We start from the raw sequence: 24,209 nt of genomic DNA, 5'->3' as shown, positions 1-24,209 counted from the left end.
AATGCCCGCTTTTATTGCGGCAAAAACAGAGGTAACTATGGCTAAATTAAGAAGTGCAACAACAACTGAAGGACGTAAACGTGCAGGCGCAAGAGCATTATGGCGCGCAACAGGTATGACAGACTCTGATTTTGGTAAACCGATTATTGCCGTAGTTAACTCGTTTACACAATTTGTACCAGGACATGTACACCTTAATCAGCTTAGTGAACTTATGGGTGAGACAATAACCCAAGCCGGTGGCGTTCCTAAAGAATTTAATACCATTGCGATTGATGATGGTATTGCGATGGGACACGGTGGTATGCTTTATTCGCTGCCTTCGCGCGATTTAATTGCTGATTCGGTTGAGTACATGGTAAATGGTCACTGCGCCGATGCTATGATCTGTATTTCAAACTGCGACAAAATCACTCCAGGGATGATGCTTGCAGCACTACGCTTAAACATACCGGTAATATTTGTATCGGGCGGTCCAATGGAAGCGGGTAAAACTAAGCTTGCTAACATCGATATTAAACTTGATTTAGTTGATGCCATGGTTAAAGGCGCTGATGAATCGGTAAGTGATGCAGATTCAGAGCAAGTAGAGCGTTCTGCGTGTCCTACATGTGGTTCGTGTTCAGGTATGTTTACTGCAAATTCAATGAACTGTTTGTTAGAGGCAATAGGCTTAGCACTTCCGGGTAACGGTACCACGCTTGCCACTCATAAAGACCGTAAACAACTGTATGTTGAAGCGGGTGCTCGTATTGTTGATTTATGTCGTGAGTATTATCAAAAAGATAATCAAGATGTATTGCCACGCGCTATTGCCAATAAAACAGCCTTTATGAATGCAATGGTTGTTGATATTGCAATGGGCGGCTCGTCAAATACCGTATTACATTTACTCGCTGCAGCGCAAGAAGCGGGCGTTGATTTTGATATGTCGCACATTGATGCGCTTTCTCGTAAAACACCGTTTTTATGTAAAGTTGCACCAGCAACACCAGAGTACCATATTGAAGATGTCCACCGTGCTGGTGGCATGATGGCAGTTGTTCGCGAACTTGGTAAAGCGGGTTTAGTTGATATGTCGGTTAATCATGTCGCTGGGTCAACGATGGCTGAGCTTGTTAAAAAATGGGATGCAACAGACCCAACTAACGAAGCTGCGCGCAAGTTTTATCGTGCGGGTCCTGCGGGCATTCGTACAACTAAAGCAATGAGCCAAGAGTGTCGTTGGGATGAAGGCGATAATGACCGTGTGAATGGGTGTATTCGAAGCGTTGAACACGCTTATCGCCAAGACGGTGGTTTGGCTGTGCTATCGGGCAACCTAGCCGTTGATGGGTGTGTTGTGAAAAGTGCAGGTGTCGTTGATGAAATGCTGCATTTTGAAGGCACCGCAGTGGTGTACGAATCACAAGATGATTCGGTAGAAGGTATTTTAAATAATGAAGTAAAAGCCGGTGATGTAGTGGTTATTCGTTATGAAGGACCAAAAGGCGGTCCTGGTATGCAAGAAATGCTATACCCAACAAGCTACTTAAAATCGAAAGGCTTAGCTGAAAAGTGTGCCCTTATTACGGATGGTCGCTTTTCGGGTGGTACGTCAGGTTTATCAATTGGTCACGTGTCGCCAGAAGCGGCAAGTGGTGGTGCAATTGCTTATGTTGAAAATGGCGATAAAATCATTATTGATATCGCAACACGCGAAATCACTTTAGCGCTAAGCGATGAAGAACTTGAGGCGCGTAAACAAAAGCAATTAGCACGCGGGAAAATGGCGTACAAACCAGTTGATCGTGAGCGCTATGTGTCGTCTGCTTTAAAAGCCTATGCATTACTTGCAACGAGTGCCGATAAAGGCGCTGTGCGCGATTTAGCTAAATTGGAGGCGCTTAGTTAATTATGGTCTCTCAAGAGCTCGATTATTTTCGCGCTATTATTCAAGCAAACATGGAGCCTTTGGCTAAAGTTACTGAGGTCAGCGAAATGGCTGAACTCAGTAAAAAGCTAGGTAACCATGTTTGGTTAAAGCGTGAAGACCAACAGCCCGTGTATTCGTTTAAATTACGCGGTGCCTATAACAAATTAAATAAATTACCTAAAGGCTCGGTGGTTATCACTGCCTCTGCGGGTAATCATGCTCAAGGGGTTGCATTAAGTGCATCTCACCTTGGGCATCAAGCAACTATTGTAATGCCAGTAACAACGCCTGAAATAAAAGTCAGCGCAGTCCGTGCGCTTGGCGGTGAAGTTGTGCTACATGGGCATCATTTTGATGCAGCAAAAGCATATGCGCTTGAGCTTACAGAGCAGCGTAACGGTATATTTGTCCCACCATTTGATGACCCAGACGTTATTGTTGGTCAAGGCACTGTAGCACGCGAGTTAATGCAGCAATTAAACGAGCTTGATGCTGTGTTTATTCCTGTTGGCGGTGGTGGTTTACTTGCTGGTATGGCGGTTTACATTAAATCGTTGCGTCCAGATATAAAAGTAATTGGCGTAGAAGCTGACGAAAGTGCATGTTTACAAGCAGCACTTGAAGCCGGTAAGCCAGTAGAGCTTGATCGCGTTGGTAGTTTTGCCGATGGCGTAGCGGTTAAAATTATTGGTACTGAAACGTTTCGTTTAGCGCAAAAGTTTTGTGATGAGGTTGTTACAGTAACTAGCGACGAAATATGTGCAGCCATGCAGGATATTTTTGTATCTACGCGTGCAATTGCAGAACCATCAGGTGCCCTTGCAACAGCTGGGCTTAAAAAGTGGAGTCAGCAATCGGGATTAAAAGGGTTGCACTTAGCCGCTGTTTTATCGGGTGCTAATTTAAACTTTGATCGTTTGCGTTATGTAGCAGAGCGCACTGCGTTGGGTGAAAAAAACGAAGCATTATTAGCTGTTACTATTAAAGAAGAAAAAGGCAGCTTTAAGCAGTTTTGTGCTTCTTTAGGTGGCCGTGCTATTACTGAGTTTAACTACCGCTATGCAGGACCTGGTGAAGCGCAGATATTTGTAGGTATTGCCCTGCGCCAAGGCGAGCAAGAGCTTAATGAGCTAAAGCAAGACTTAACAAGTAACGATTATCAATTTTGCGATCTATCAGACAACGAACTCGCTAAATTACATGTGCGCTACATGGTTGGGGGCAAAGCGCCAGAGCAATTACATGAACGTCTACTTCGCTTTGAGTTTCCTGAATATCCGGGCGCACTTGCACGCTTTTTAGATACTTTAGGCAGTAATTGGAACATTACCTTGTTTCATTATCGTAATCACGGTGGTTCTATGGGGAATGTACTAGCCGGTTTTGCTATTGAGCCGAGTCAGTATGAGATGTTTAACGAGCATTTAAATCGCTTAGGTTACAGTGTACAAGATGAAACACAAAACCCGTGTTTTACTCAATTTTTAACATCAAAACCGCAAGCAGAAAAAGTCGAAAAACTCGCCTCAGTATAACCCTTCTTTAAAGGCAGGCATCTAACTAGGGTGCTTGCTTTATCACACGTTTTACATATAGTTACAGGTAATCGTCATGCTTTTGAGGACACCTCGTTGCTATTTAAAGGATTAATCATTGGATTGTGCTTTTTTTGCAGCCACATAATGGCGCAAGAATCAGTTACATTACAGTTAAAATGGACACATCAATTTCAGTTTGCCGGTTATTATATGGCAAAGCAAAAAGGTTTTTATAATGATGTTGGCCTTGATGTCACCATTAAACAAGCTAATCCAATGAAACCTGATACTTTTGGTCCTGTTGCAAGTGGTGAAGCGCAATTTGGCGTAGGGCATTCTGGTATTTTGCAGCAGCGCATTAATGGTCAGCCTCTTGTTGCTATGGCTGCTTTACTGCAGTTTTCACCTTATTGCTGGATGGTAAAAGACACCTCTGATATTTTTCACCCACGTGACTTCGTTAATAAGCGTATTACAGCGGTGAGTCTAAAAGATAGCACCGAGTTACTTGTTATGCTTAAACGCAGTGGTGTAGGAGTAGGTAATCTCAAAGTTTACGATGGCGAGAATCCAGCTCAGGCTTGGATTGAAAACAAACTAGATGCGATGCAAGTGTATGTTACTACAGAGCCTTATTATATGACTCAGCAAGGTGTAGCCCATCGGCTTGTTTGCCCACAGCGATATGGAATGGACGTGTATAGCGACATTTTATTTACCAGCGAAAACATGCTTAAGAAAAATCCGCAAACGGTCGAAAAATTTTACCAAGCGAGCTTAAAAGGTTGGCGCTATGCAATGATGAATATGGATGAAGCCATTGCAGTCACCCAGCAAAACTATGCACCGAGCAAAAGCTTTCATCAGCTCGCCTTTGAGGCTGAAGTACTAAAAAGTTATATAACTCCACCCACCACTAGTTTAGGGCATATGTCGATAGCAAAATGGCGCTTAATTGCTGACTTATATGGCATACAGCAAAACGAATTTGACGAAGTAAAATCTCACTTTATTTATAAATACCAAGAACCCGAAAAGATGCAATTATCTTGGATGCTCATAGCCGCTATTTTGGTGAGTATTATTTCAATACCTTTGTATTTACGGCTGATTTTTAGCCAAAAATAACTGTTTAATGAGAACTCACTGAGCTGATATAATTAATTGTCTTTTTATTTTTTAAGCTGTTATGACTTTAGCCGAGCAATTTTTTGCACTTGATTCACTTTTAATGAGCCATCGTCAGTATTGGCAGTGCACCGCGTTTGATTTTGACACTATTCCTTGGCCAGAGCTGCAAGGCATGCTTAACGAACTAACTGATGATCAGGTAACAGTTCTTGATAACGATCAAAATCAGCTATACAAATTTTTTAGCCAACACATAAACCAACTTGATGAACTTGCTAAGCTATGTGAGTTACCTAGCTCTGCACAGTCTCGAGTCGACTATCCATTTTGGATAAGTAACGGGATTAAAGGTCGTAAGTTTGATCAGTTACAAGATTTTGTATCTGCATTACCTACTACTAAGCAACCGGTTTTAGAGTGGTGTGCGGGTAAAGGGCACTTAGGGCGAATGCTTGCTTTTAATGGCGCAAGTAATGTGCATAGTATTGAGCTGCAACAAAGCTTATGCGAGCAAGGGCAAAAAAGTGCACAGCAACAAGGCTTAGCAATGCATTTTAGCCAAGCAGATGTATTAAAAGACGATATCACTCAATTTTTTAATGCTGATATGCATGCCGTAGCGCTACACGCATGTGGTGATTTGCACCAAGCATTTATGCGCCAAGCAAGTTTAGCGAAAGTTCAACAAATTAGCTTTTCACCTTGTTGCTATCATTTATTTACGGCTAATGAGTACCGTGCAATGAGTGAGGTTGCAAATCAAAGCAAGCTTAACCTAACGCATCGCGATTTAAAGCTCGCATTACAAGAAACCGTTACAGCACCTTCTCGCCTGGAAAAAGTACGCAAAACAGAACTAGAATGGCGGCTTGGTTTTGACGCACTTAGAAAATCGATTACTGGCGAGCAATATTATGTAAGCGTACCTTCGGTTAACAAAGCTATATTCTCAGATTCGTTTAAATCATTTTGTGCATGGGCTGCAGACAAAAAGGCAATAAACCTACCGCAAGATGCTGATTATAATAAATATTTAGGTGTTGGGGTTGCTCGAAAAAAAATAACTGACCGAGTTGAACTGGTTCGACATGTGTTCAGAAGGGCAATTGAGGTTTGGCTTGTGCTCGATCGTGCTTTATATTTGCAACAGCAAGGCTATCAGGTGAGTGTGAATACTTTTTGTGAAAAGCAGTTAACGCCTCGTAATATTTTGATTCTTGCTAATATCCATTAAATTTCCGTCCTCGACTTAATAAGAGATGCAATGAGAAAGTTAAAAAATTTATTCGATAACAATAAACGTTGGGCTGCACGTACAAGCGAAGCTGATCCTGAGTTTTTTAAAATTTTATCAATGCAACAAAATCCAGAGTATCTATGGATTGGTTGTTCAGACTCTCGTGTACCTGCTAATCAAATAGTTGATTTATTACCAGGCGAATTATTTGTACATCGTAACGTTGCTAACGTGGTTGTACACACTGACCATAACTGTTTGTCGGTTATGCAGTACGCTGTAGAGGTTTTAAAAGTAAAACATATCATGGTAGTAGGTCACTATGGCTGTGGTGGCGTACAAGCCGTTTTAAACAATGCAAAATTCGGCTTTATTGATAATTGGCTACGCCACGTAGGGGATGTAAAAGAAAAGCATCTTGAACAACTTGATGCAATGCCAGAAAGCGAACGTTTAAGCCGCCTTATTGAGCTAAATGTAATTGAGCAAGTACGTAATGTATGCCGTACTAACATTGTGCAAGATGCGTGGGAACGCGGCCAAGAGCTAAGCGTTCATGGTTGGGTTTATGGTTTAGAAAACGGCCATCTTCATGATTTAGAATCTGTAGTAACGTGCGCGAGTGAAGAAACGCAAAGCTACAAAAAAGCAGTGCAGCACGTACTTAATAAAGTGGGCGAAAATAAATAAATTTATGACTAAAACGGCGATATTAATAGGTGCTACAGGTTTGGTCGGTAATGAGTTGCTACACAAGCTACTTAATAGCGATCGTTATACTAAAGTGGTTACGTTAAGTCGTCGGGCTTTGCCTATTACACACGCAAAGCTAGTTAATCACGTTATTGATTTTGAAAAATTAACTCAATACGTTGAGCTTTTTAAAGGTGACGCATTGTTTTCGTGTTTGGGTACAACCCGTAAACGGGCGGGCTCTACACAAGCTCAGCGTAAAGTAGATTTTGATTATCAGTTTATAGCGGCGCAGTTAGCGGCATATAATGGTGTTACGCATTACTGCTTAGTGTCATCAAGCGGGGCGAACACGCACAGTAATAGTGCTTATTTGAAAATGAAGGGTGAGCTTGAGCAACATATTAAAGCACTCCCTTTTGATAAAATAAGTATTTTACAACCGTCTTTATTATTAGGTGATCGTGAGCAATTTAGAGTGGCAGAAAAGATAGGCAGTATTATTTTTCCTGTTATTACACGATTTGCGTTTTTAAAGCGTTACAAACCAATAACTGGCGAGCAAGTTGCGCAAAAAATGCTGAGTGTGAGTTTAGCGCAGCAGGTTAAGTTATCTTACTATGTACTTGATGAGCTATTTGAATAAACTTAGTAAAGCGCAAAAAGGCAGCCTAAGCTGCCTTTTTTTAATTATTCAGCGTCAGTTTTAGTGCTAAGTTGTTGCTCAAGTAAGGCAACTTTAGCTTCAAGCTCAGTTAACTTTTCGCGAGTACGAATAAGTACTTGGCTTTGCACATCAAATTCTTCACGGCTCACAAAGTCCATCTCAGCAAGCTTGTTTTGTAAAACTTGCTTTGTTTTACCTTCGAGTGTGTCTGCTAGGTTTTTTACACCTTGTGGCATATTGCTAGTAATTTGCTTAGCAATTTCTTCAAGTTTTGCTGGGTTGATCATAATTGTCCCTTCGGCATTGCCTAAATGATAATAACTAATATTACCTTATACCCACGGTATTTAACACATGATCATCTTTACCTTAATTAATTAAGGCAATTGCTATGCTCGCAGTAATGGTTACGTTAAAATTGTGCGTCTTTTAAATTTCTTTGGTCGTTATGAAACTCAATCCTAAACAAGATGAAGCCGTAAAATATATTAGTGGTCCCTGCTTAGTACTCGCGGGCGCAGGCTCTGGTAAAACCCGTGTTATTACTAATAAAATCGCTTATTTAGTGAAAAAATGTGAGTACAAAGCGCGAAATATAGCCGCTGTTACTTTTACCAATAAAGCAGCCAAAGAAATGCGTGAGCGAGTATTGCAAACGCTTGGTAAACAAGACGCTAAAGGTTTATGGGTATCAACGTTTCATACACTTGGTTTAGAAATAATAAAAAAAGAGTTAAGTACATTAGGGTTTAAACCCGGCTTTTCGTTATTTGATGATCAAGATACTAATCAGCTTCTTAGTGAACTCACCGAGGATGAGCTAAAAAAAGACAAGGACTTACTCAAACTACTTAAAATGGAAATTGGTAGTTGGAAAAATGAATTAGTACTGCCAGAGCAAGCAATACGCGAAGCGCGTGATGCGCAAAAGGCATTGTTTGCACAGCTGTATGCTCGCTATCAAAATCAGCTACGTGCTTATAACGCACTGGATTTTGATGATTTAATTATGATCCCTACTTTGTTACTTACTAATAACGCCACGTCTCGTGAGCGCTGGCAGCAACGCTTTAAATACTTGCTGGTGGATGAGTATCAAGATACCAATACAAGCCAATATCAACTTGTTAAATTGCTAGTAGGCGAGCGTGCCCGTTTTACTGTGGTAGGTGATGACGATCAATCAATTTACTCATGGCGTGGTGCTCGCCCACAAAACTTAGTGTTATTAGGTAAAGACTACCCAGGGCTTAGACTTATAAAGCTTGAGCAAAACTATCGAAGTGCAGGACGAATACTAAAAGCGGCTAACATTTTGATTGCAAATAACCCACACGATATAGAAAAAAAGTTATTTAGTGAACTAGGTTATGGTGAGCCGATTAAAGTAATAGGGTGCCGCGATGAAGAGCATGAATCTGAACGCGTGGTTGCTGAAATAATTTCGCATAAGTTTATGAAGCGCACAAGCTATAAAGATTACGCGATTTTATATCGTGGTAATCATCAAGCACGTGGCTTTGAAAAATCTTTAATGAGTAACCGTATCCCTTATAAAATTAGTGGCGGTATGTCGTTTTTCGCTCGTTCAGAAATTAAAGATATTATGGCGTACTTACGGCTTTTAGTTAATCAAGACGACGACAATGCATTTTTACGTATTGTAAATACACCACGACGAGAAATAGGCACGGTCACACTTGAAAAGCTTGGAACGCTCGCTAACGAAAAGCACGCGAGCTTGTTTGCTACTTGTTTTGATAACGATTTAGGTTATAGATTAAAAGGGCGTGGCTTTAATGCGCTTGCTGGGTTTGCACGCTGGGTTGTTGAGCTATCTGATAACGCAGTACGTGGTGATACGCTCGAAGCTGTTAAAGACTTAGTGCGTAACATTAATTACGAGGCATATTTGTACGAGTCGTCACCGAGCGCAAAAGCCGCTGAAATGCGTATGAAAAACGTATCTGAATTATATCGCTGGATAACCGATATGTTGACCGGTGATGCCGACAACGAACCAATGACATTAGCTGAGGTTGTTAGCAAGCTAACCCTTCGGGATATGCTTGAGCGTAACGAAGAAGAAGATGAAACCGATGCGGTGCACTTATCAACACTGCATGCATCAAAGGGCTTAGAGTATCCGTACGTATTTATGGTGGGTATGGAGGAGGGCTTACTTCCGCATCAGGTAAGTATTGATGAAGATAACGTAGATGAAGAACGCCGGTTAGCTTATGTTGGTATTACTCGTGCACAGCAGGAGTTAACACTTACTTATGCAAAAATACGTCGTCAATTTGGTGAAACCTCACAAACTGAGTTAAGCCGATTTGTACAAGAGTTACCGCAGGACGATCTCGCGTTCGAAAACAAAAAAGCGCCAAATACGCAAGCAGAGCGAATGGAAAAAGGCCAAGCAAGAGTCGCTAACCTTCGTGCAATGTTTAAAAAGCCTGAGTAATACTTCAGGCTAATTTTATAAAGACTGGGTTGCTTGTATTTCAGGTAACTCAGAGCATACTAGAGCGTGTTGTTTTCCCACAAAAAAAGCCAAACCGTGCTTGTCTAGTAAAGCCCTAAAATTGAGTATCGATGGGCCTTTAGCAATAACTTTCATTGCTTTTAGCTTCGTAATTGCGAGCACACCTTGTAGCTGAAAATCGTAACTTTCTTGTTGTAAAACACGTTTACTAAAGGTCGAGCTAAGTAGCAGATAATCAAAGTTAATATCGGTTAGTAAATTCAGTTCGCATCTATCTTTAGCAAAATTGTTTAAACCAATCGAATAGCCTAGTTGCGGCAGCTTTTTGAGGTTTTCTATTTGTGTTGCACTTGCATGGCGAATCTCTTGCTCATCAAATAGCAAACAGAGCTGGCTATGTCCTTGTTGTTTATTTAGCGTATCTGTAAATAAAACAAATTCGTGCTCCTCAAGTAGTAAACCAGAACAAGGAACCAGCGCCATAGTTACATTTGCGGTAATTGCTTGTGCATAAGCGCGTTGTAATAACTGTAACTCTATCTCGAGGTGCTGTTCTTTATCTGATGCAAACTTTTTCAAAATATCAAAGCTAGTAAAGCCAAGTATTGGGTGTTCACCAAATGCTTCAAATAAAGATTCAGACTGATGCTGCTCATCAAGCGTAATTATTTCTGAGCCTCTAAAGCTCATAGGTAATATATCAAGGTGATGTTGTGCTTTTAGAGCCTGCGCAGGTATTGATTGTGTTAGTAGCGGATGAAATAGCTCGTAGCGATTTTTTCCTGAGTTTTTAGCGTGATACATTGCGGCATCAGCATCACGAATAATTTCATCCGTATGCATATAGCTTTTCTTTGAATAGGTTATCCCTATACTTGCACCACTTTGTAAATATTCCCCTTTAAGGCAAAAAGGCTTTTCCATTAAGTCGATAATGCGATTTGCAACATCTTCTGCTTGTTGAGGCTCAGTTAAATGCGTTAATAAAATAACAAACTCATCGCCACCTAAGCGTGCTAGTAAATCGTGTTCGCGGATACATTGGGCGAATAACTCACTAACATTAATTAAAAACTGATCGCCAGCATGGTGGCCCAACTGGTCATTAATATCTTTAAATTTATCTAAATCGATAAATAAAACGGCAAAGTGATGCTCAGGAAAACGTTGATAATGTTGTAGCGTTTTTTCAAGCTGAGTTAAAAATAGGCTACGATTAGGTAAGTTAGTAAGTGAATCATGATGTGCATCATGATAAAGCTGTTGCTCTATTTTTTTACGCTCATCAATTTGCATTTGTAAGTGAAGATTAGTTTGGCGCAATTCTTTGGTTTTTTCGTTTACTCTAAATTCGAGTTCTTGGTGGCTTTTTGCAATCGCTTGATTGGCTAGCTTTGCCTGCAAAACAGCTGCAATTTGATGTGATACAAAGGTAATTAACTCGCAATCATCTTGGCTGAAAATATGTTTATTATCGTAAGCTTGGCAAACAATAAGGCCGATAACACCTTGAGCGGTTTTAAGTGGAGCGCCTAGCCAACTGGTGGCCATTTGCTCTTTTTGTACAGGCTTGGCTCTTTGTACTACACCGCTTTCTATTAATTCTTTTGCCCTACATGGGTGTATTAGTTGCGTTTCTTCAGTGCTTATTACCAATTCACTATAACCTTTAGCAAAGCGTCTTGGTTGTGTATTTTCTTTAAATTCATCAACACAATAAGGAAAGCTTATCCAGCCAGACTCTTTATCATAAAGTGCAATATATAAGTTTTCTGCATAGGTAATTGTTTTTATTATTTGATGTATCTTAAAGTAAGCATCATCAAGATTTTTAGCTTGCGTTGCTATTTCAGATATTTTGAACAGAATTTGTTGACGTTGAAGTGCGCGTTTACGTTGCTCTATTTCAAGGTTCAATGCATCGTTACTTTGAGTGAGTGCTCGGGTGCGAATTTTTACTTCCGATTCAAGGAGCTCTCGTTTTTTTACACGCTCTATCGCAGTTGCTAAATAAAGCGACATAAACTCGAGTAATTGTATTTGTTGTGAACTATAACCTTGTTTTGTATCGTAACTTTGCGCTGCTAATACACCAATAATATTATGTTCTTGGTAAACAGGTACACCTACCCAATGCTCTGCTGGTGTGCCTAATGCTTTAAATAAGCCTTCGGTTGCAGCGTCTTGCATTTGCTTCTTCGTAAAGCATGTTGTTTTACCTTGCTTAAACACATAACCAGTTGCTCCTTCATCAAAGCTATTTGATTGATTAAGGGCAACAGCAATACCGTCTTTCTCATCTGAGAAGTAAGATAGCTCTAATGATTGACTGTGTTGATTTAATAGCACCACATAAAAGCTTTTACTCGGTACATACTTTTGTAAAATATCGTGGATGGCAGGGTATAATAGGGTTAGCTCGGCAACAGTACTAGCTTGCTCTGATAATTGGATCAGCGCATTTTGCAAGTGATGTGATTGTTTGTATTTTTTTAGTAGCGCTTTAAGACGTTTATTTTGATACGCTAATTTACTCGATACAGGGTGTTTATCTTCCAATGATCTAACCGGCTATTTTTATTGTATAGTTATTAGCCTTATACTTTCACTTTTAGCGCTTATCGTCAAGTTGATATTCGTACTACCATACTGGCTAGAAACACTATTTTAGGTATTAAAAAAGGCTTACCGAAGTAAACCTTTTTTGTGTATTTCAGCTGTATTTACTTAGATGTCATGAAGTCGATAGCAGCGCTTATCTCATCATCAGAACAATCCATACAGGTGCCTTTTGGAGGCATAGCATTAAAGCCATTTAGTGCATGTTCAAGTAAAGTGTCTTTACCTTTAGCTATACGTGGAGCCCAATCGTCAGGCGATTTAGGCGCGCCTAGTGCACCAGTACCGTGACATGCAAAACATGCACCTTGATACACTTGCTCACCAGAACGAGGACCAGTAGGTGCCGCTGCTACAGCAGCTTTATCGCCTTCAAGGTATACAGCACCAACCGGCGCGAGACGTACTTTAATTGCATCTTCAGTCATAGAGTTATCATATGGCTGTGCGTATGCTGTGGTTGCTAGCATTAATAATGCTGCAGCTGTTAATTTTTTCATTTTGCCTTGCTCACTTCGATTTGAACGTGATCAATCACGATTAAAGATGACGGAAATTAAACCGATTATAACTCTCTGAGCCAATTTATAAAATGCTAAGAGGCGTTTTTATTAATAAAACTGACTACTTTTTGCGTTAACGCAATAAAATTTAATTATTTACTGTTTTTTGTTAAGCAATTTAGTAAGCGTAAACAGTCATACAATTAACTTTTAGATCCTAAGATCAATTTATTGATAATACGCTACTAACTAGTTTTTCGATCCCTGCATCGGCTTCAAGAATTGATTGCGCAAGCATATAAGCAGGGGTGGTAACTAGCTTATTTGGCTGATCAATAACAACATCATCTACTGCACAATTTATATGTTTAGCGTCTAATGTGCTTAGCGCTTGTGCTGTCTCTGCATCGTTACCGATAGTAAGTACAGCGTTATCGTAAATAAATGGGATCAAAGCGGGTGCAATACACATATAACCAGCAGGCTTATTTTCTTTTGCAAATGATTTACAAGCATTAAGTACGTCTTTATTAATATTTGCTTTTACGCCTTTAATTGCAAAGTCACATAAGTTTTTTGCAGCGCCAAAACCGCCAGGTACAATTAATGCGTCAAACTGAGTTACATCTAGTTCAAGCAGCGATTTAATGTCACCCCGTGCAATACGAGCCGCTTCTGTTAATACATTACGTTTATCAGGCATTACTTCGCCCGTTAAATGGTTAATGGTATGAAGTTGTTCAATATCCGGCGCAAAACACTGATAAGTTGCGCCATTTTTGGCTATATGTAATAAAGTTAAAATTGCTTCATTAATTTCACTACCATCGTACACACCACACCCTGCTAATATTACCGCTACGTTTTTCATGCTTTTGTGCCCCTAAAGTCTTTTTTATAAGTCGATCGGATGAAGTCTAACATGCTCAAAATTTCTCGCGAAAATAAATTTCTAGTTCAAAAATCATTCTCTATGCAAGTTGTTTTGCGGTTTATGCCATTTGCGATCACTTTGCCTTTAAAAAAATTATAAAGGATCGCTATGATCTTCGATCCATTGTGCTAGAATACTCCTCCGGTTATTTAAATGGACGCGAATAATCAAAGTGAATAACAACACAAGCAGTCGTTAGAAAACCTTTTTCCACATTGGTTTAAAATAATAAAAAAAGAACCTCGTATTATCTTTTTTAAATTAAAACATACAGTTAAAGTATTTTCTAGGCATTTTACAATGCTTTGGAAGGATAGCTCGTGGCTGTTATCTACACACTTATCCACAGCTTGCTATAGTTTTAATAACACGATAAGCAGTAATTCACAGTCGTTTTATTTACTACCTTATGGCATGCTTATAATTACCTTAATTTTTTGCATTTAGGATCCAAATTCACCATGGCTCAGATCCCCGAAAACCCACTTATTTTAGTTGATGGCTCGTCATATTTATTTCGTGCTTATCATTCTCCGCCGCATTTAACTAATTCTAAAGGTGAAGCTACGGGCGCTATTTATGGCGTGATCAACATGCTTAAAAGCTTGATCAGACAATACGATCCCTCACATATGGTGGTTATATTTGATGCTAAAGGTAAAACGTTCCGTAACGATATGTATAGCGAATATAAGGCAAATCGTCCCCCTATGCCGGATGACTTACGCACTCAAATAGCACCTATACACAGTATTATTAAAGCGATGGGCTTTCCGCTAATTAGTATTGAAGGCGTTGAAGCTGATGATGTTATTGGTACATTTGCACGTATAGCATCAGAGCAAAAAAGACATGTCTTAGTCTCTACTGGAGACAAAGATATGGCACAGCTTGTTAATGAACACGTTACGCTAATAAACACGATGACCGACAGTATTTCAGATCCCGTTACTGTGGTTGAAAAGTTTGGTGTAGGCCCTGAACTTATTATCGATTACTTAGCATTAATGGGTGATAAGGTCGATAACATTCCCGGTGTTGAAGGTTGTGGACCTAAAACTGCGGTTAAATGGTTAGAAAAATATGGCTCTCTTCAAGGTGTGATGGATCATGCCAGTGAGATTAAAGGTAAAATAGGTGAAAAGTTAGCAATTGCGCTTGATCATCTTCCTTTGAGCTACGAACTTGCGACAATTAAGTGCGATGTTGAAGTGGAATCTGACCTTGATACATTCAAACTTCAAGAGCCTAACAAAGACGAATTAATTGCATTATATGGTGAGTGCGAATTCCGTCGTTGGTTAGCTGAGTTACTTGATAATCCTAAAGATGCAGAAACACACCTAGCGGTACCTACCGAAGCGACTGAATTACCAAAAGTAGAAGACGCTCATTACGAAACTATTTTAACTGAGGCGCAATTTGGTACGCTAATAGAGCAATTAAATAGTGCTGAGTTATTTGCATTTGATACTGAAACAACCAGCCTTGATTACATGAAAGCGCAATTGGTGGGTATGAGCTTTGCCGTAAAAGCGGGCGAAGCTGTGTATTTACCTATAGCGCATGACTACCCGGGTGCGCCTGAGCAATTAAGCCTTGAATTTGTAATGCAAAAGCTAGGTCCAATTTTGGCAGATGAAAATAAAGCTAAAGTAGGGCAAAACCTCAAATATGACAAAAGCGTATTAGCGAATGCAGGCTTTGCGCTAAATGGTATTAAGTTTGACACCATGCTTGAGTCGTATGTATTTAATAGTGTAGGCACGCGTCACGATATGGACTCGTTAGCACTTAAATACCTAGGTCATAAAAATATTAGCTTTGAAGATATTGCTGGAAAAGGCAAAAAGCAACTTACCTTTAACCAAATTGAACTTGAAAAAGCAGCGCCTTACGCCGCAGAAGATGCCGATATTACTTTGCGTTTACACGAAGTGCTTTGGCCAAAAATTGAAGCTGATGAAAAGCTAAAATCGGTATTTGAAGAGATAGAAATGCCGCTAGTTAGTGTGATTTCTGATATTGAACGCACCGGTGTTGCAATTGATAGCAACATGCTTGCAGCGCATAGTCAACGTTTAGGCGAGCGTTTAATTGAGCTTGAAAAAGAGGCGTTTGAAATAGCAGGCGAACCATTTAATTTAAGTTCTCCAAAACAACTACAAGTATTATTGTTTGAAAAGCTTGGGTTGCCTATTATTAAAAAAACACCTAAAGGTGCACCTTCTACCGCAGAAGAAGTACTGCAGGAGCTTGCTCATGATTATCCGCTACCTAAAGTAATTATAGAGCACCGTGGTTTATCAAAGCTTAAATCAACTTACACCGATAAATTACCATTAATGGTCAATGAGAAAACCCAGCGTGTACATACGTCTTATCATCAGGCAATTACAGCTACGGGACGCTTGAGTTCAACTGATCCTAATTTACAAAATATTCCTATTCGTTCAGAAGAAGGACGTCGTATTCGTGAAGCGTTTATAGCTGCAGATGGTTATAAAATTGTCGCTGCCGATTACAGTCAAATTGAGCTGCGTATTATGGCGCATCTTTCACAAGACAAAGGTCTATTAAATGCATTTGCTAACGGCTTAGATGTACATAGTGCAACTGCCGCTGAAGTATTTGGTGTAGAGCTTGATGATGTAACTACCGATATGCGCCGTAAGGCGAAAGCAGTAAACTTTGGCTTGATTTATGGTATGTCGGCATTTGGTTTAGCGCGTCAACTAGATGTGCCACGCCATGAGGCGCAGCATTACATAGATAAATACTTTGAGCGTTTTCCTGGTGTATTAGAATACATGGAAACAACACGCGAAAAAGCAGCTGAAAATGGATACGTTGAAACAATATTTGGCCGTCGTCTACATTTACCAGAAATAAACGCACGTAATGGGGCGCGCAGGAAAGGAGCCGAACGTGCTGCTATAAACGCACCAATGCAAGGTACTGCCGCCGATATTATTAAAAAAGCAATGCTGAGCGTTAACCGTTGGGTACACGAACAAGCACCAAATACAATTAAACTACTTATGCAAGTACACGATGAATTAGTATTTGAAATTAAAACAGACTGCGCAGAACAATACACAAAACATATTTGTGAACTAATGTCGCAAGCTGCTGCGCTAGATGTACCACTTATAGTTGAAGCCGATGAAGGTGACAACTGGGAACAAGCCCATTAATGCAGTTTAAGCATTTTAATTAAAGCGCCTTTTGGCGCTTTTTTTATGTTTAATAAAAATGGCGAATAACAACGGTTCAATCAGGTATATGCAAGCTTTAGTTAAAATAAGGTTAATTTAAGCAACTATTTGTATTAAATAGTTATATGTTCGTCAATTCGAGCTGTTTTACAGGAATATGATTGTATTTTAATGCGTGCTTTTGTTAAAGTCCCGTCTGTCCTATCCTGTAGGACATCCTGTTGATGATGCATCTGAAAGGGTGCAACAAATTGATAGCTTCTCCCCAGTTTGCTATACCGGCCTACCAACTTGTTTGGTGGGCCGTTTTTTGTTTTACGCCTGAAAATCCTATCTAATTAATTCTTTATTGCGCCATACCAATTGTATTATTCATTCGTCATTTCGAGGTGGTTTGGGTACATCGCAGGTGATACCATCGAAGCGATATTATTTTTATTCTTTTCATTTTATTACTAAGGAGTGCGTTATGTTTAAAGCATTAGCTATTGCAGGTTTTTCTTTATCAAGTTTAGTTATTTCTAATGTTGCTCAGGCCAATTGGCAGCTAGTGAATGATAAAAGCCAACTAAGCTTTGTTTCAATTAAAAAAGATTCGATTGCTGAAGCTCACCATTTTACTAACCTTGAAGGTATGCTTTCTGATAAAGGTGAGTTTAGCGTTAATGTTGATTTAACATCAGCTGAAACTTTAATTCCTATTCGTAATGAGCGTTTAACGTCATTGTTGTTCGAAGCGAATAAATTTCCAAATGCTGTTTTAACTGCAAATTTAACTAAAGAACTGAGTAATATTAAAAAGCCTGGTCAATATGTATTGAAGGGTATTAAAGCTGAGCTTGATTTTCACGGTAATAAAAAGCCATTGGCAATTGATGTACTCGTTAGCAGCACGCAAAGTGGTGATTTAACGGTATCATCATTAACACCTATTATTATTAATAGTGCTGATTTTGGTGTAACCGAAGGCGTTAAAAAGCTGCAAGAGCTAGCGGGCTTACCTTCAATTGCAACAGCAGTACCTGTTACTTTTGCAATTACACTTAAAAAGCAGTGATTTCTTTAAGTGAGCTTAGCAAACAATTAAGCGAGCCAAGCAAACCTTTTGATAGTTGGCAGCCAACTCATTGTGGTGAACTGCCAATTGTCATTAATCATGAGGGGAAATGGTTTTACGATGGCAGCGAGATAACACGCCCAGCCATGGTGAAGCTGTTTGCTTCTGTTTTATGTAAAGAAGGTGAGCTATTTTATTTAAAAACACCGGCCGAAAAAATAACAATAACGGTTGATGATGCGCCGTTTATTATTGTTGATTGGCATTTTGAAAATACAGTGCAAGGGCCGGTGTTGTGTTGTATTGATAATTTAGCCAGGCAGTGGTTACTGAGCACTCAGCAACCTTTAGTTATAAAAGATTACAAAGGGTCTAAAGTACCTTATTTAAAGCTACCTTATGGCTGTAGTGCGCGTGTTACGCGAAGTGTATTTTATCAGTGGGCTGAAAAAGCCGAGACTGACAAGCTCGGCTATTTTATTAAATCTGCAGGAAAGCAGTTTTATTTATCGTAACGCCAGCGTTTAGGCTTCTGGGTTAGTTTCGTCTGTGATTGTTTCATCGGTAGGTGGTACAGCAATAACAGGACCTAAAAACCACTCATCTAGTTTTTTAGCCACTTCTGGTAAACCCGTGCCTTTTAATGATGAAAATGCATGAACTGTAATATCCCCATCAAGCGTACTTAATTCACGACGAACTTGCAGCACTTGTGATTTACGAGGACCTTGCTTTAGCTTGTCGGCTTTAGTTAATAGAGCCAATACTGGAATTTCACTGCCAATAGCCCAATTAATTAAATCGCGGTCTAAATCTTTTAATGGATGACGAATATCCATTAAAATAACAATACCTTTTAAGCTTTGACGCTTTTGTAGATATTCGCCTAACGACTTCTGCCATTTCTTTTTCATTTCGATTGGTACTTTAGCAAAACCATAGCCTGGTAAATCGATAAGGCGCATATCGTCAACATCAGCTAAATCAAATGTATTGATTAGCTGAGTACGTCCAGGTGTTTTACTTGTACGTGCTAGTTTTTGATCGGTTAATGCATTTAATGCACTCGACTTACCTGCGTTGGAGCGACCGGCAAACGCAACTTCAATTCCCGTATCAGCAGGTAATTTAGTAATGTCGGGAGCGCTTGTTACGAAAGACGCAGTATTATATTTGATACGAGATTTGAGCACAGGCTCTCCTAAAACTTAAAAAAATAACGTTGAGTAAACCAAATTCACTCAGGGCGCGTATTTTATACTATAAAGGATGTATTAAAAAGCGTATTTAACCACCTAAAAACAGCACCTATGGTACATTTAAAACATGTTAAAGCTTAATCTAAGTCAAAACCCTGTAAATTATAAGCTTAATATGTGTAGAAAACGTGCCAGAGAATTTATTATCGTGTAGAATATATGTATTACAGCATCACGATTGTAGATGATACAGGGTCGGAAACAGAGAATTCACCATGAAAAAAATAGCACTATCTTTAACAATATTGCTTGGTGCGTTGTCAGCAAGCAACGCAACAGCATTTGATGGCGATGTAAACGCAGGTAAAGAAAAATCAGCAACGTGTGCGGCTTGTCACGGCCCAGACGGTAATGCGCCGGTTAATATTTACCCTAAAATTGCAGGTCAACATCCAGATTATATCCTTAAGCAACTTCAGGATTTAAAATTAGGTATGACGTCAGGCGGCAAAGAAGGGCGTATGGATCCAGTAATGAGCGCTATGGCTATGCCACTTAGCGAGCAAGACATGAAAGATCTAGCTGCTTATTTTTCTTCAATGAACATGTCTGAAGGTGCTACACCTAAAGATGTTGTTGAAGTTGGCGAAATGCTTTTTAAAGCAGGCGACGCAGAGCGTGGAATTCCATCATGTGCAGCATGTCATGGTCCACGTGGTAATGGCTCGTCACTGGCTAAGTTTCCAAAAATTTCTTTTCAGCATCCAGGATACATCAAGTCTCAACTTGAAAAATTCCGTGATGGTACTCGTCATAATGACTTAAATGGCATGATGGGCGACATTGCAAAGAAATTAACAGATAAAGACATTGAAGTACTATCTCAGTACTTAGGTGGTTTACACTAAAGTCGTATTTATTTAGCAGTTAATAATAAATAAACTACAATGTGTTAAAAAAAGCAGCCCTGGCTGCTTTTTTTGTGTCAAAAATTAACGATATCGCCCGCTTAAATGTAAGACATTGACCATGTTTGGTTGTAGGATAAGTCTTCTTTTTATTCCTTGTTGCACCTTAAGCTGTTGTAATCTATGTTAATTTTAATATCCTAATGTAATTAATATAATAAAAGTTATATAAACCAGTTGTAACAAAATCATTAACGAGTAAATTAACCACTGTCGCAAAACAACAATAATAAAACGGAAATTACTATCAAGGAAAGTAGAGCGGCATGACTACATAGCACAAGATTAGTGCTACTAAAGGAAATAATAAAAAAGTGTCAGGATGGCCGATAATAATAAAAAACTCATGGAAGTTTAATAATAAAAACAAAATGGAATGTAACAAGGAACGTAAAAATAATAACAATACGGACTGATAATAATAAAAATAATAAAGACTAAAAAAAGTCGAAGGGAGAAGTGTCCAGATAATGGCGCTCAGATTAGCAGGCGGTAGAGATGTTTTCTCTACCGCCTTTTTATTTGTCCTGTTACAATACCCACCGTTTAAAATTAGCGATTAATTAGCTAAGGCGCTTTTAAATGGGAAACCCAACCTCTATAGCGCAAACTGAATTCTTCTGGCTAGGCCAGCACTGCGATGCCCATTAATTTGCGCTTCGCTCAAAACCTCTTAAGTGAGATGATCAAGATATGAGTAGAACTAAAAAGTCACGCAAAAGCCCAGCAAACGGACCTGTTCGTTTAAGCCAAGATAAGCTTAAAGAAATGCGCGCATTAAAAGAGCAGCGAGTTAAAAAAACCAAAGGCGCTAAGCCAGGTTCTCGTAACGCGCCAGATTTACTAGATAGCGAAAGCCACAATGGTGGTCACGCGCCTAAAGATAAGCGTGTAGGCAGTAAAAAGCCAGTACCATTAATTGCAACTGCGCCTGAGCCTAAAGTTGAAATGAAACGCAACTTAAAGCCAACTATTGAGCTGAAAAAGGTAATCGAGCCTGAATTCACACCTGAACAAGAGCTAGAAGCACTTGAGAATGACGAACGTTTACTTAAATTAGTAGAGCGTCATGAAGAAGGTGAAATGCTAACAGGTAAAGATGCTAAGTACTTTAATAGCCGTATTGCTCGTCATCAGGCCTTATGTGAAATTCTTGGTATTGAAGACGAGGATGAAGACGAATTTGAAGATGACTTTGAAGATGATATTGAAAGCAAAGGCAATTCTGATTTCGATCAATACTTATCTGACGATTTAGCCAACGAATGGTTAGATGAAGACGACAAATAGTAAGGATAAATAATGAGTACCGCGGTAATTTTAGCCTTACTTTTAGGCGCTGCTATAATAGTTGGTCTGGCATTTTATGCGGGTCAGTTGCTGTACAAGTTAAATGCGCAAAAAAAGTTAATTGCTAAAACGCAGGCTGAACAAAAGCAAAAGCTTGAGAAGTCGCGTTTAAAGCGAAATGCCAAACTAGCCGATAGTATTCATTTAATTGCGCGTGCAATGAATGAAGAGCAGTGTGAGCTTTCTGAAGGCTGTTTACGTATTTGGGTACTTATGTCTCAATATGGCTTTGAGAGCGAGCGTGATTTAACAATACAGTACCCTGGCATTTATAAAATGTACCAGGTAGTTAAAGAAATGCCGACACACGATGCACGTAAAAAATATGCTAAAAAAGAAATTTTTAAGCTAGATAAGGCTCGCTGGCAAGCTGAAGAAACACTTAAAGATGAAGTTAAAGCCGATTGCGCTAAAATTATCATCGAGTTTAAAGCGGCTCCTGGCAGCGATAAAGTAGTTTTTAACTAGTTTTTCGAGTACTCAGAAAAAGCAGACCTTGGTCTGCTTTTTTTATGCCGGACAGTTTTTAGTTAAATCACTCGTGAAAAGCGTGTCGCATTTATTTGTTTTTGTAAATGAGCGTCAAAGCACATGCAAATAATACGAATGAATAAGTTGCCGCGTGGTGTTACGCTAATTTTATTATCATTTATAGTGACTAGTTCATCTTTTATAAGTGGCGTAAGCGCAATTAACGCATCCTCAAAGTAGTCATTAAATATAAGCGCATGCTTTTTACTAAAGTCTTGTATATCTAATTCAAACTGGCAAATGAGCTGCTTAATTGCATCAGCACGAATTACATCATCATGTGTTAAGTGCATACCTTTATTAAGAGCACAGCCGCTTTGTGTTTCTACGCTGTGGTAATAATGCTTTAATTCTTTTTGATTTTGTAAAATGGCAGTGCCAATTTGCGAAATGGATGACACGCCTAAGCCTAATAAATCACAATTTCCATGGGTTGTATAACCTTGAAAATTACGATGTAATTTCCCTTCATTTTGCGCAACAGCCAGTTCGTTATCGGTTTTTGCAAAATGGTCCATACCAATAAATTGATAGCCTGCTTGCGTCATCTGCTCCAGCGTATTTTTAAACATGGTGAGTTTATTATGTGCACTGGGTAAATCTGCATCTTTAATCTTTCGCTGTGCGGCAAAGCGCTCTGGTAAATGCGCGTAGTTAAACACCGATACTCGGTCAGGGCTTAACTCAATAAGTTGCTCTATAGTTTGCTTAAAGCTCTCTGGTGTTTGCAGAGGAAGCCCGTAAATCATATCTGCATTAATAGATTGAAATCCCAGCTCGCGAGCTTGTGTAATTAATTGCTTAACCGTATCTGCATTTTGCGGGCGATTAACAGCAAGTTGCACGTCGTCGTTAAAGTCTTGAATCCCAAACGAGACACGATTAAAGCCAAGCATCCTTAAATCAACAAGCATGTTATCGGCAAGCGAACGTGGATCTATTTCAATACCGCGTTCAGTAGTTCGCGTAAAATTAAAGTGCTGCTCTAAAAGCTTTATTAAACGGGTCATTTGTTTTGCGGTTAAAAAAGTGGGTGTACCGCCACCTAAATGTAATTGCTCAACCGTGTAGCTTTTAAATAAATGCGCTTGAGCAGTAATTTCTTTTGCTAAAAAGTCGAGATACGTATCTGCTTTAGATTGATGGCGGGTAATTATTTTATTACAGCCACAGTAGTAGCAAAGCTGACTACAAAATGGAATATGAATATATAAAGAAAGTGAACGACTCGTTGACGATTCTATCGCGTTTAGTAAGTTTTGTTGCTGATAACCGTCACGCAGTGATAGAGCCGTGGGGTATGAGGTATAACGCGGGCCAGACACATTATATTTGTTTATTAGGGTTTGATCCCACTGTGGAAGTTTAATCATCACGCGCACCTAAGTATTTATTTAGGGGGATTATAAAAAAGTACGCAGGGAGGCGGTTTGATCTATAACAAAAAAGGTGCCGAAGCACCTTTTTTAATAAAATATCAATTAATACGGTCTAATTAATACGTAACGGTATGTGCATCTTTGAGATATTGAAATAACTCTTTATAACCTTTACCAGGCTTTTCAGCTTTCGCTTCTTTTGCCGCATTACGAACCAATTGTCGCATTTGCTGACGATCAAGAGACGGGAACTGCTCAATAGTCTCATTGATAAGATCATCACCTTGTTCAATTAAGTCTGAACGTAGTTGCTCAATTTTTTTGACCAATACTTCAGCTTGGTTATTTTTATTAAGCATTACGTCGATAATCGCTCTAATAGCGTCAATGTTTTCTACAGTACGCAACGTTTTAGCAATGTAGTTTAAGTGACGGCGATACGCATCGCTTTTATTACTTATTTTATCAGCAACAACCATTGCCGCTTTTAAATCGTCATTTAATGGCAGGCGTTCGCGCTGTTTTTTACCCATTTTGGCAATTTCAGTACCTAACTGATGAAACTCTTGCGCTTCGCGTTTGAGCTCCGTTCTTGATACATATTCAATTTCTTCTTCAATTTCAGCAGGCTTGCCTTTTTTCTTTGCCATGGGGTGCTCTTAAATAAAAATAACTTTTGCCATTATACATGAATATGATACTTAGGAATATTAGCTGATGTGATGCATTGAGTGTGTTAGCATTTAAATATAAGAAATGCGTGCATTATGCCTCTAAGGCTC

Annotated in this window: 20 protein-coding genes; 13 read left to right on the top strand and 7 right to left on the bottom strand. The window is 39.3% G+C overall.

All coding sequences use genetic code 11. From position 1 onward, the window contains the following. Positions 1 to 37 precede the first annotated feature (37 nt). From ilvD to WNY79_RS08935, 6 genes are all read left to right on the top strand, one after another. Positions 38 to 1,894 (top strand): dihydroxy-acid dehydratase, encoded by a 1,857-nt coding sequence (gene ilvD / locus WNY79_RS08960; protein ID WP_024600393.1) that lies wholly within the window; start codon positions 38 to 40, stop codon positions 1,892 to 1,894. Positions 1,895 to 1,896: 2 nt separating this feature from the next. Continuing rightward, entirely contained in the window at positions 1,897 to 3,450 is a 1,554-nt protein-coding gene (gene ilvA / locus WNY79_RS08955; RefSeq protein WP_024600394.1) for a threonine ammonia-lyase, biosynthetic, read from the top strand. A gap of 147 nt (positions 3,451 to 3,597) precedes the next feature. Beyond that, positions 3,598 to 4,581 carry an ABC transporter substrate-binding protein gene (locus tag WNY79_RS08950; protein ID WP_170072513.1) on the top strand — a complete coding sequence of 328 codons (984 nt, stop codon included), beginning with the start codon at positions 3,598 to 3,600 and terminating at the stop codon, positions 4,579 to 4,581. Between the two features lie 61 nt (positions 4,582 to 4,642). Then, complete coding sequence (locus tag WNY79_RS08945) at positions 4,643 to 5,818, top strand: methyltransferase (protein WP_342875683.1); 1,176 nt, start codon at positions 4,643 to 4,645, stop codon at positions 5,816 to 5,818. A gap of 30 nt (positions 5,819 to 5,848) precedes the next feature. Beyond that, positions 5,849 to 6,511, top strand: a complete 663-nt coding sequence (gene can, locus WNY79_RS08940) for a carbonate dehydratase (protein WP_007582103.1) — start codon at positions 5,849 to 5,851, stop codon at positions 6,509 to 6,511. 4 nt (positions 6,512 to 6,515) lie between these two features. Further along, positions 6,516 to 7,160 (top strand): NAD(P)H-binding protein, encoded by a 645-nt coding sequence (locus WNY79_RS08935; protein WP_342875682.1) that lies wholly within the window; start codon positions 6,516 to 6,518, stop codon positions 7,158 to 7,160. 44 nt (positions 7,161 to 7,204) lie between these two features. On the opposite strand, the gene WNY79_RS08930 is transcribed toward WNY79_RS08935, so the two are convergent. After that, positions 7,205 to 7,468 carry an accessory factor UbiK family protein gene (locus tag WNY79_RS08930; RefSeq protein ID WP_024600398.1) on the bottom strand — a complete coding sequence of 88 codons (264 nt, stop codon included), beginning with the start codon at positions 7,466 to 7,468 and terminating at the stop codon, positions 7,205 to 7,207. A 161-nt stretch (positions 7,469 to 7,629) separates the two neighbouring features. On the opposite strand from WNY79_RS08930, the gene rep reads away from it, so the two are divergent. Then, on the top strand, positions 7,630 to 9,648 hold the full coding sequence (gene rep, locus WNY79_RS08925; protein WP_024605304.1) for a DNA helicase Rep: 2,019 nt from the start codon (positions 7,630 to 7,632) through the stop codon (positions 9,646 to 9,648). 15 nt (positions 9,649 to 9,663) lie between these two features. On the opposite strand, the gene WNY79_RS08920 is transcribed toward rep, so the two are convergent. From WNY79_RS08920 to elbB, 3 genes are all read right to left on the bottom strand, one after another. Next, positions 9,664 to 12,228 (bottom strand): diguanylate cyclase, encoded by a 2,565-nt coding sequence (locus WNY79_RS08920; RefSeq protein ID WP_342875681.1) that lies wholly within the window; start codon positions 12,226 to 12,228, stop codon positions 9,664 to 9,666. A gap of 164 nt (positions 12,229 to 12,392) precedes the next feature. Further along, the gene (locus WNY79_RS08915) at positions 12,393 to 12,788 is read right to left on the bottom strand and encodes a cytochrome c5 family protein (protein WP_342875680.1); all 396 of its coding nucleotides are present in this window, start codon (positions 12,786 to 12,788) and stop codon (positions 12,393 to 12,395) included. A 226-nt stretch (positions 12,789 to 13,014) separates the two neighbouring features. After that, positions 13,015 to 13,662, bottom strand: a complete 648-nt coding sequence (gene elbB, locus WNY79_RS08910; RefSeq protein ID WP_342875679.1) for an isoprenoid biosynthesis glyoxalase ElbB — start codon at positions 13,660 to 13,662, stop codon at positions 13,015 to 13,017. A gap of 524 nt (positions 13,663 to 14,186) precedes the next feature. Here elbB and polA point away from each other — a divergent pair. From polA to WNY79_RS08895, 3 genes are all read left to right on the top strand, one after another. Further along, positions 14,187 to 16,922: a DNA polymerase I gene (polA, locus tag WNY79_RS08905; protein WP_170072521.1), complete on the top strand. Its 2,736-nt coding sequence runs from the start codon at positions 14,187 to 14,189 to the stop codon at positions 16,920 to 16,922. A gap of 490 nt (positions 16,923 to 17,412) precedes the next feature. Then, a complete protein-coding gene (locus WNY79_RS08900) occupies positions 17,413 to 18,000 on the top strand; it encodes a YceI family protein (protein ID WP_197236594.1) in 588 nt (195 codons plus the stop codon). After that, positions 17,997 to 18,515, top strand: coding sequence for a DUF1285 domain-containing protein (locus WNY79_RS08895; protein ID WP_342875678.1), 519 nt, complete (start codon positions 17,997 to 17,999; stop codon positions 18,513 to 18,515). Before WNY79_RS08900 ends, WNY79_RS08895 begins: the two co-directional genes overlap by 4 nt. 9 nt (positions 18,516 to 18,524) lie before the next feature. On the opposite strand, the gene yihA is transcribed toward WNY79_RS08895, so the two are convergent. After that, positions 18,525 to 19,193, bottom strand: coding sequence for a ribosome biogenesis GTP-binding protein YihA/YsxC (gene yihA, locus WNY79_RS08890; RefSeq protein ID WP_007377272.1), 669 nt, complete (start codon positions 19,191 to 19,193; stop codon positions 18,525 to 18,527). A 281-nt stretch (positions 19,194 to 19,474) separates the two neighbouring features. Between yihA and WNY79_RS08885 the strand changes: the two genes are divergently transcribed. From WNY79_RS08885 to WNY79_RS08875, 3 genes are all read left to right on the top strand, one after another. Further along, a complete protein-coding gene (locus WNY79_RS08885; RefSeq protein WP_024600405.1) occupies positions 19,475 to 20,107 on the top strand; it encodes a c-type cytochrome in 633 nt (210 codons plus the stop codon). Between the two features lie 753 nt (positions 20,108 to 20,860). After that, complete coding sequence (yihI, locus tag WNY79_RS08880) at positions 20,861 to 21,457, top strand: Der GTPase-activating protein YihI (protein ID WP_170072525.1); 597 nt, start codon at positions 20,861 to 20,863, stop codon at positions 21,455 to 21,457. Positions 21,458 to 21,469: 12 nt separating this feature from the next. Then, positions 21,470 to 21,985 (top strand): DUF2489 domain-containing protein, encoded by a 516-nt coding sequence (locus tag WNY79_RS08875; protein WP_342875677.1) that lies wholly within the window; start codon positions 21,470 to 21,472, stop codon positions 21,983 to 21,985. Between the two features lie 62 nt (positions 21,986 to 22,047). Here the strand turns inward: WNY79_RS08875 and hemN are convergent, their stop codons facing one another. Together hemN and yjgA are read right to left on the bottom strand one after the other, a co-directional pair. Then, complete coding sequence (gene hemN / locus WNY79_RS08870; RefSeq protein WP_342875676.1) at positions 22,048 to 23,421, bottom strand: oxygen-independent coproporphyrinogen III oxidase; 1,374 nt, start codon at positions 23,419 to 23,421, stop codon at positions 22,048 to 22,050. A gap of 122 nt (positions 23,422 to 23,543) precedes the next feature. After that, positions 23,544 to 24,077, bottom strand: a complete 534-nt coding sequence (yjgA, locus tag WNY79_RS08865; RefSeq protein WP_007582068.1) for a ribosome biogenesis factor YjgA — start codon at positions 24,075 to 24,077, stop codon at positions 23,544 to 23,546. Positions 24,078 to 24,209: the final 132 nt, after the last annotated feature.

The organism is Pseudoalteromonas sp. AS84 (assembly GCF_038900255.1).
Lineage (GTDB): Bacteria > Pseudomonadota > Gammaproteobacteria > Enterobacterales > Alteromonadaceae > Pseudoalteromonas.
Note: the sequence above shows the minus strand (reverse complement) of the source record. Positions and strands in the feature narration are given on the sequence as shown.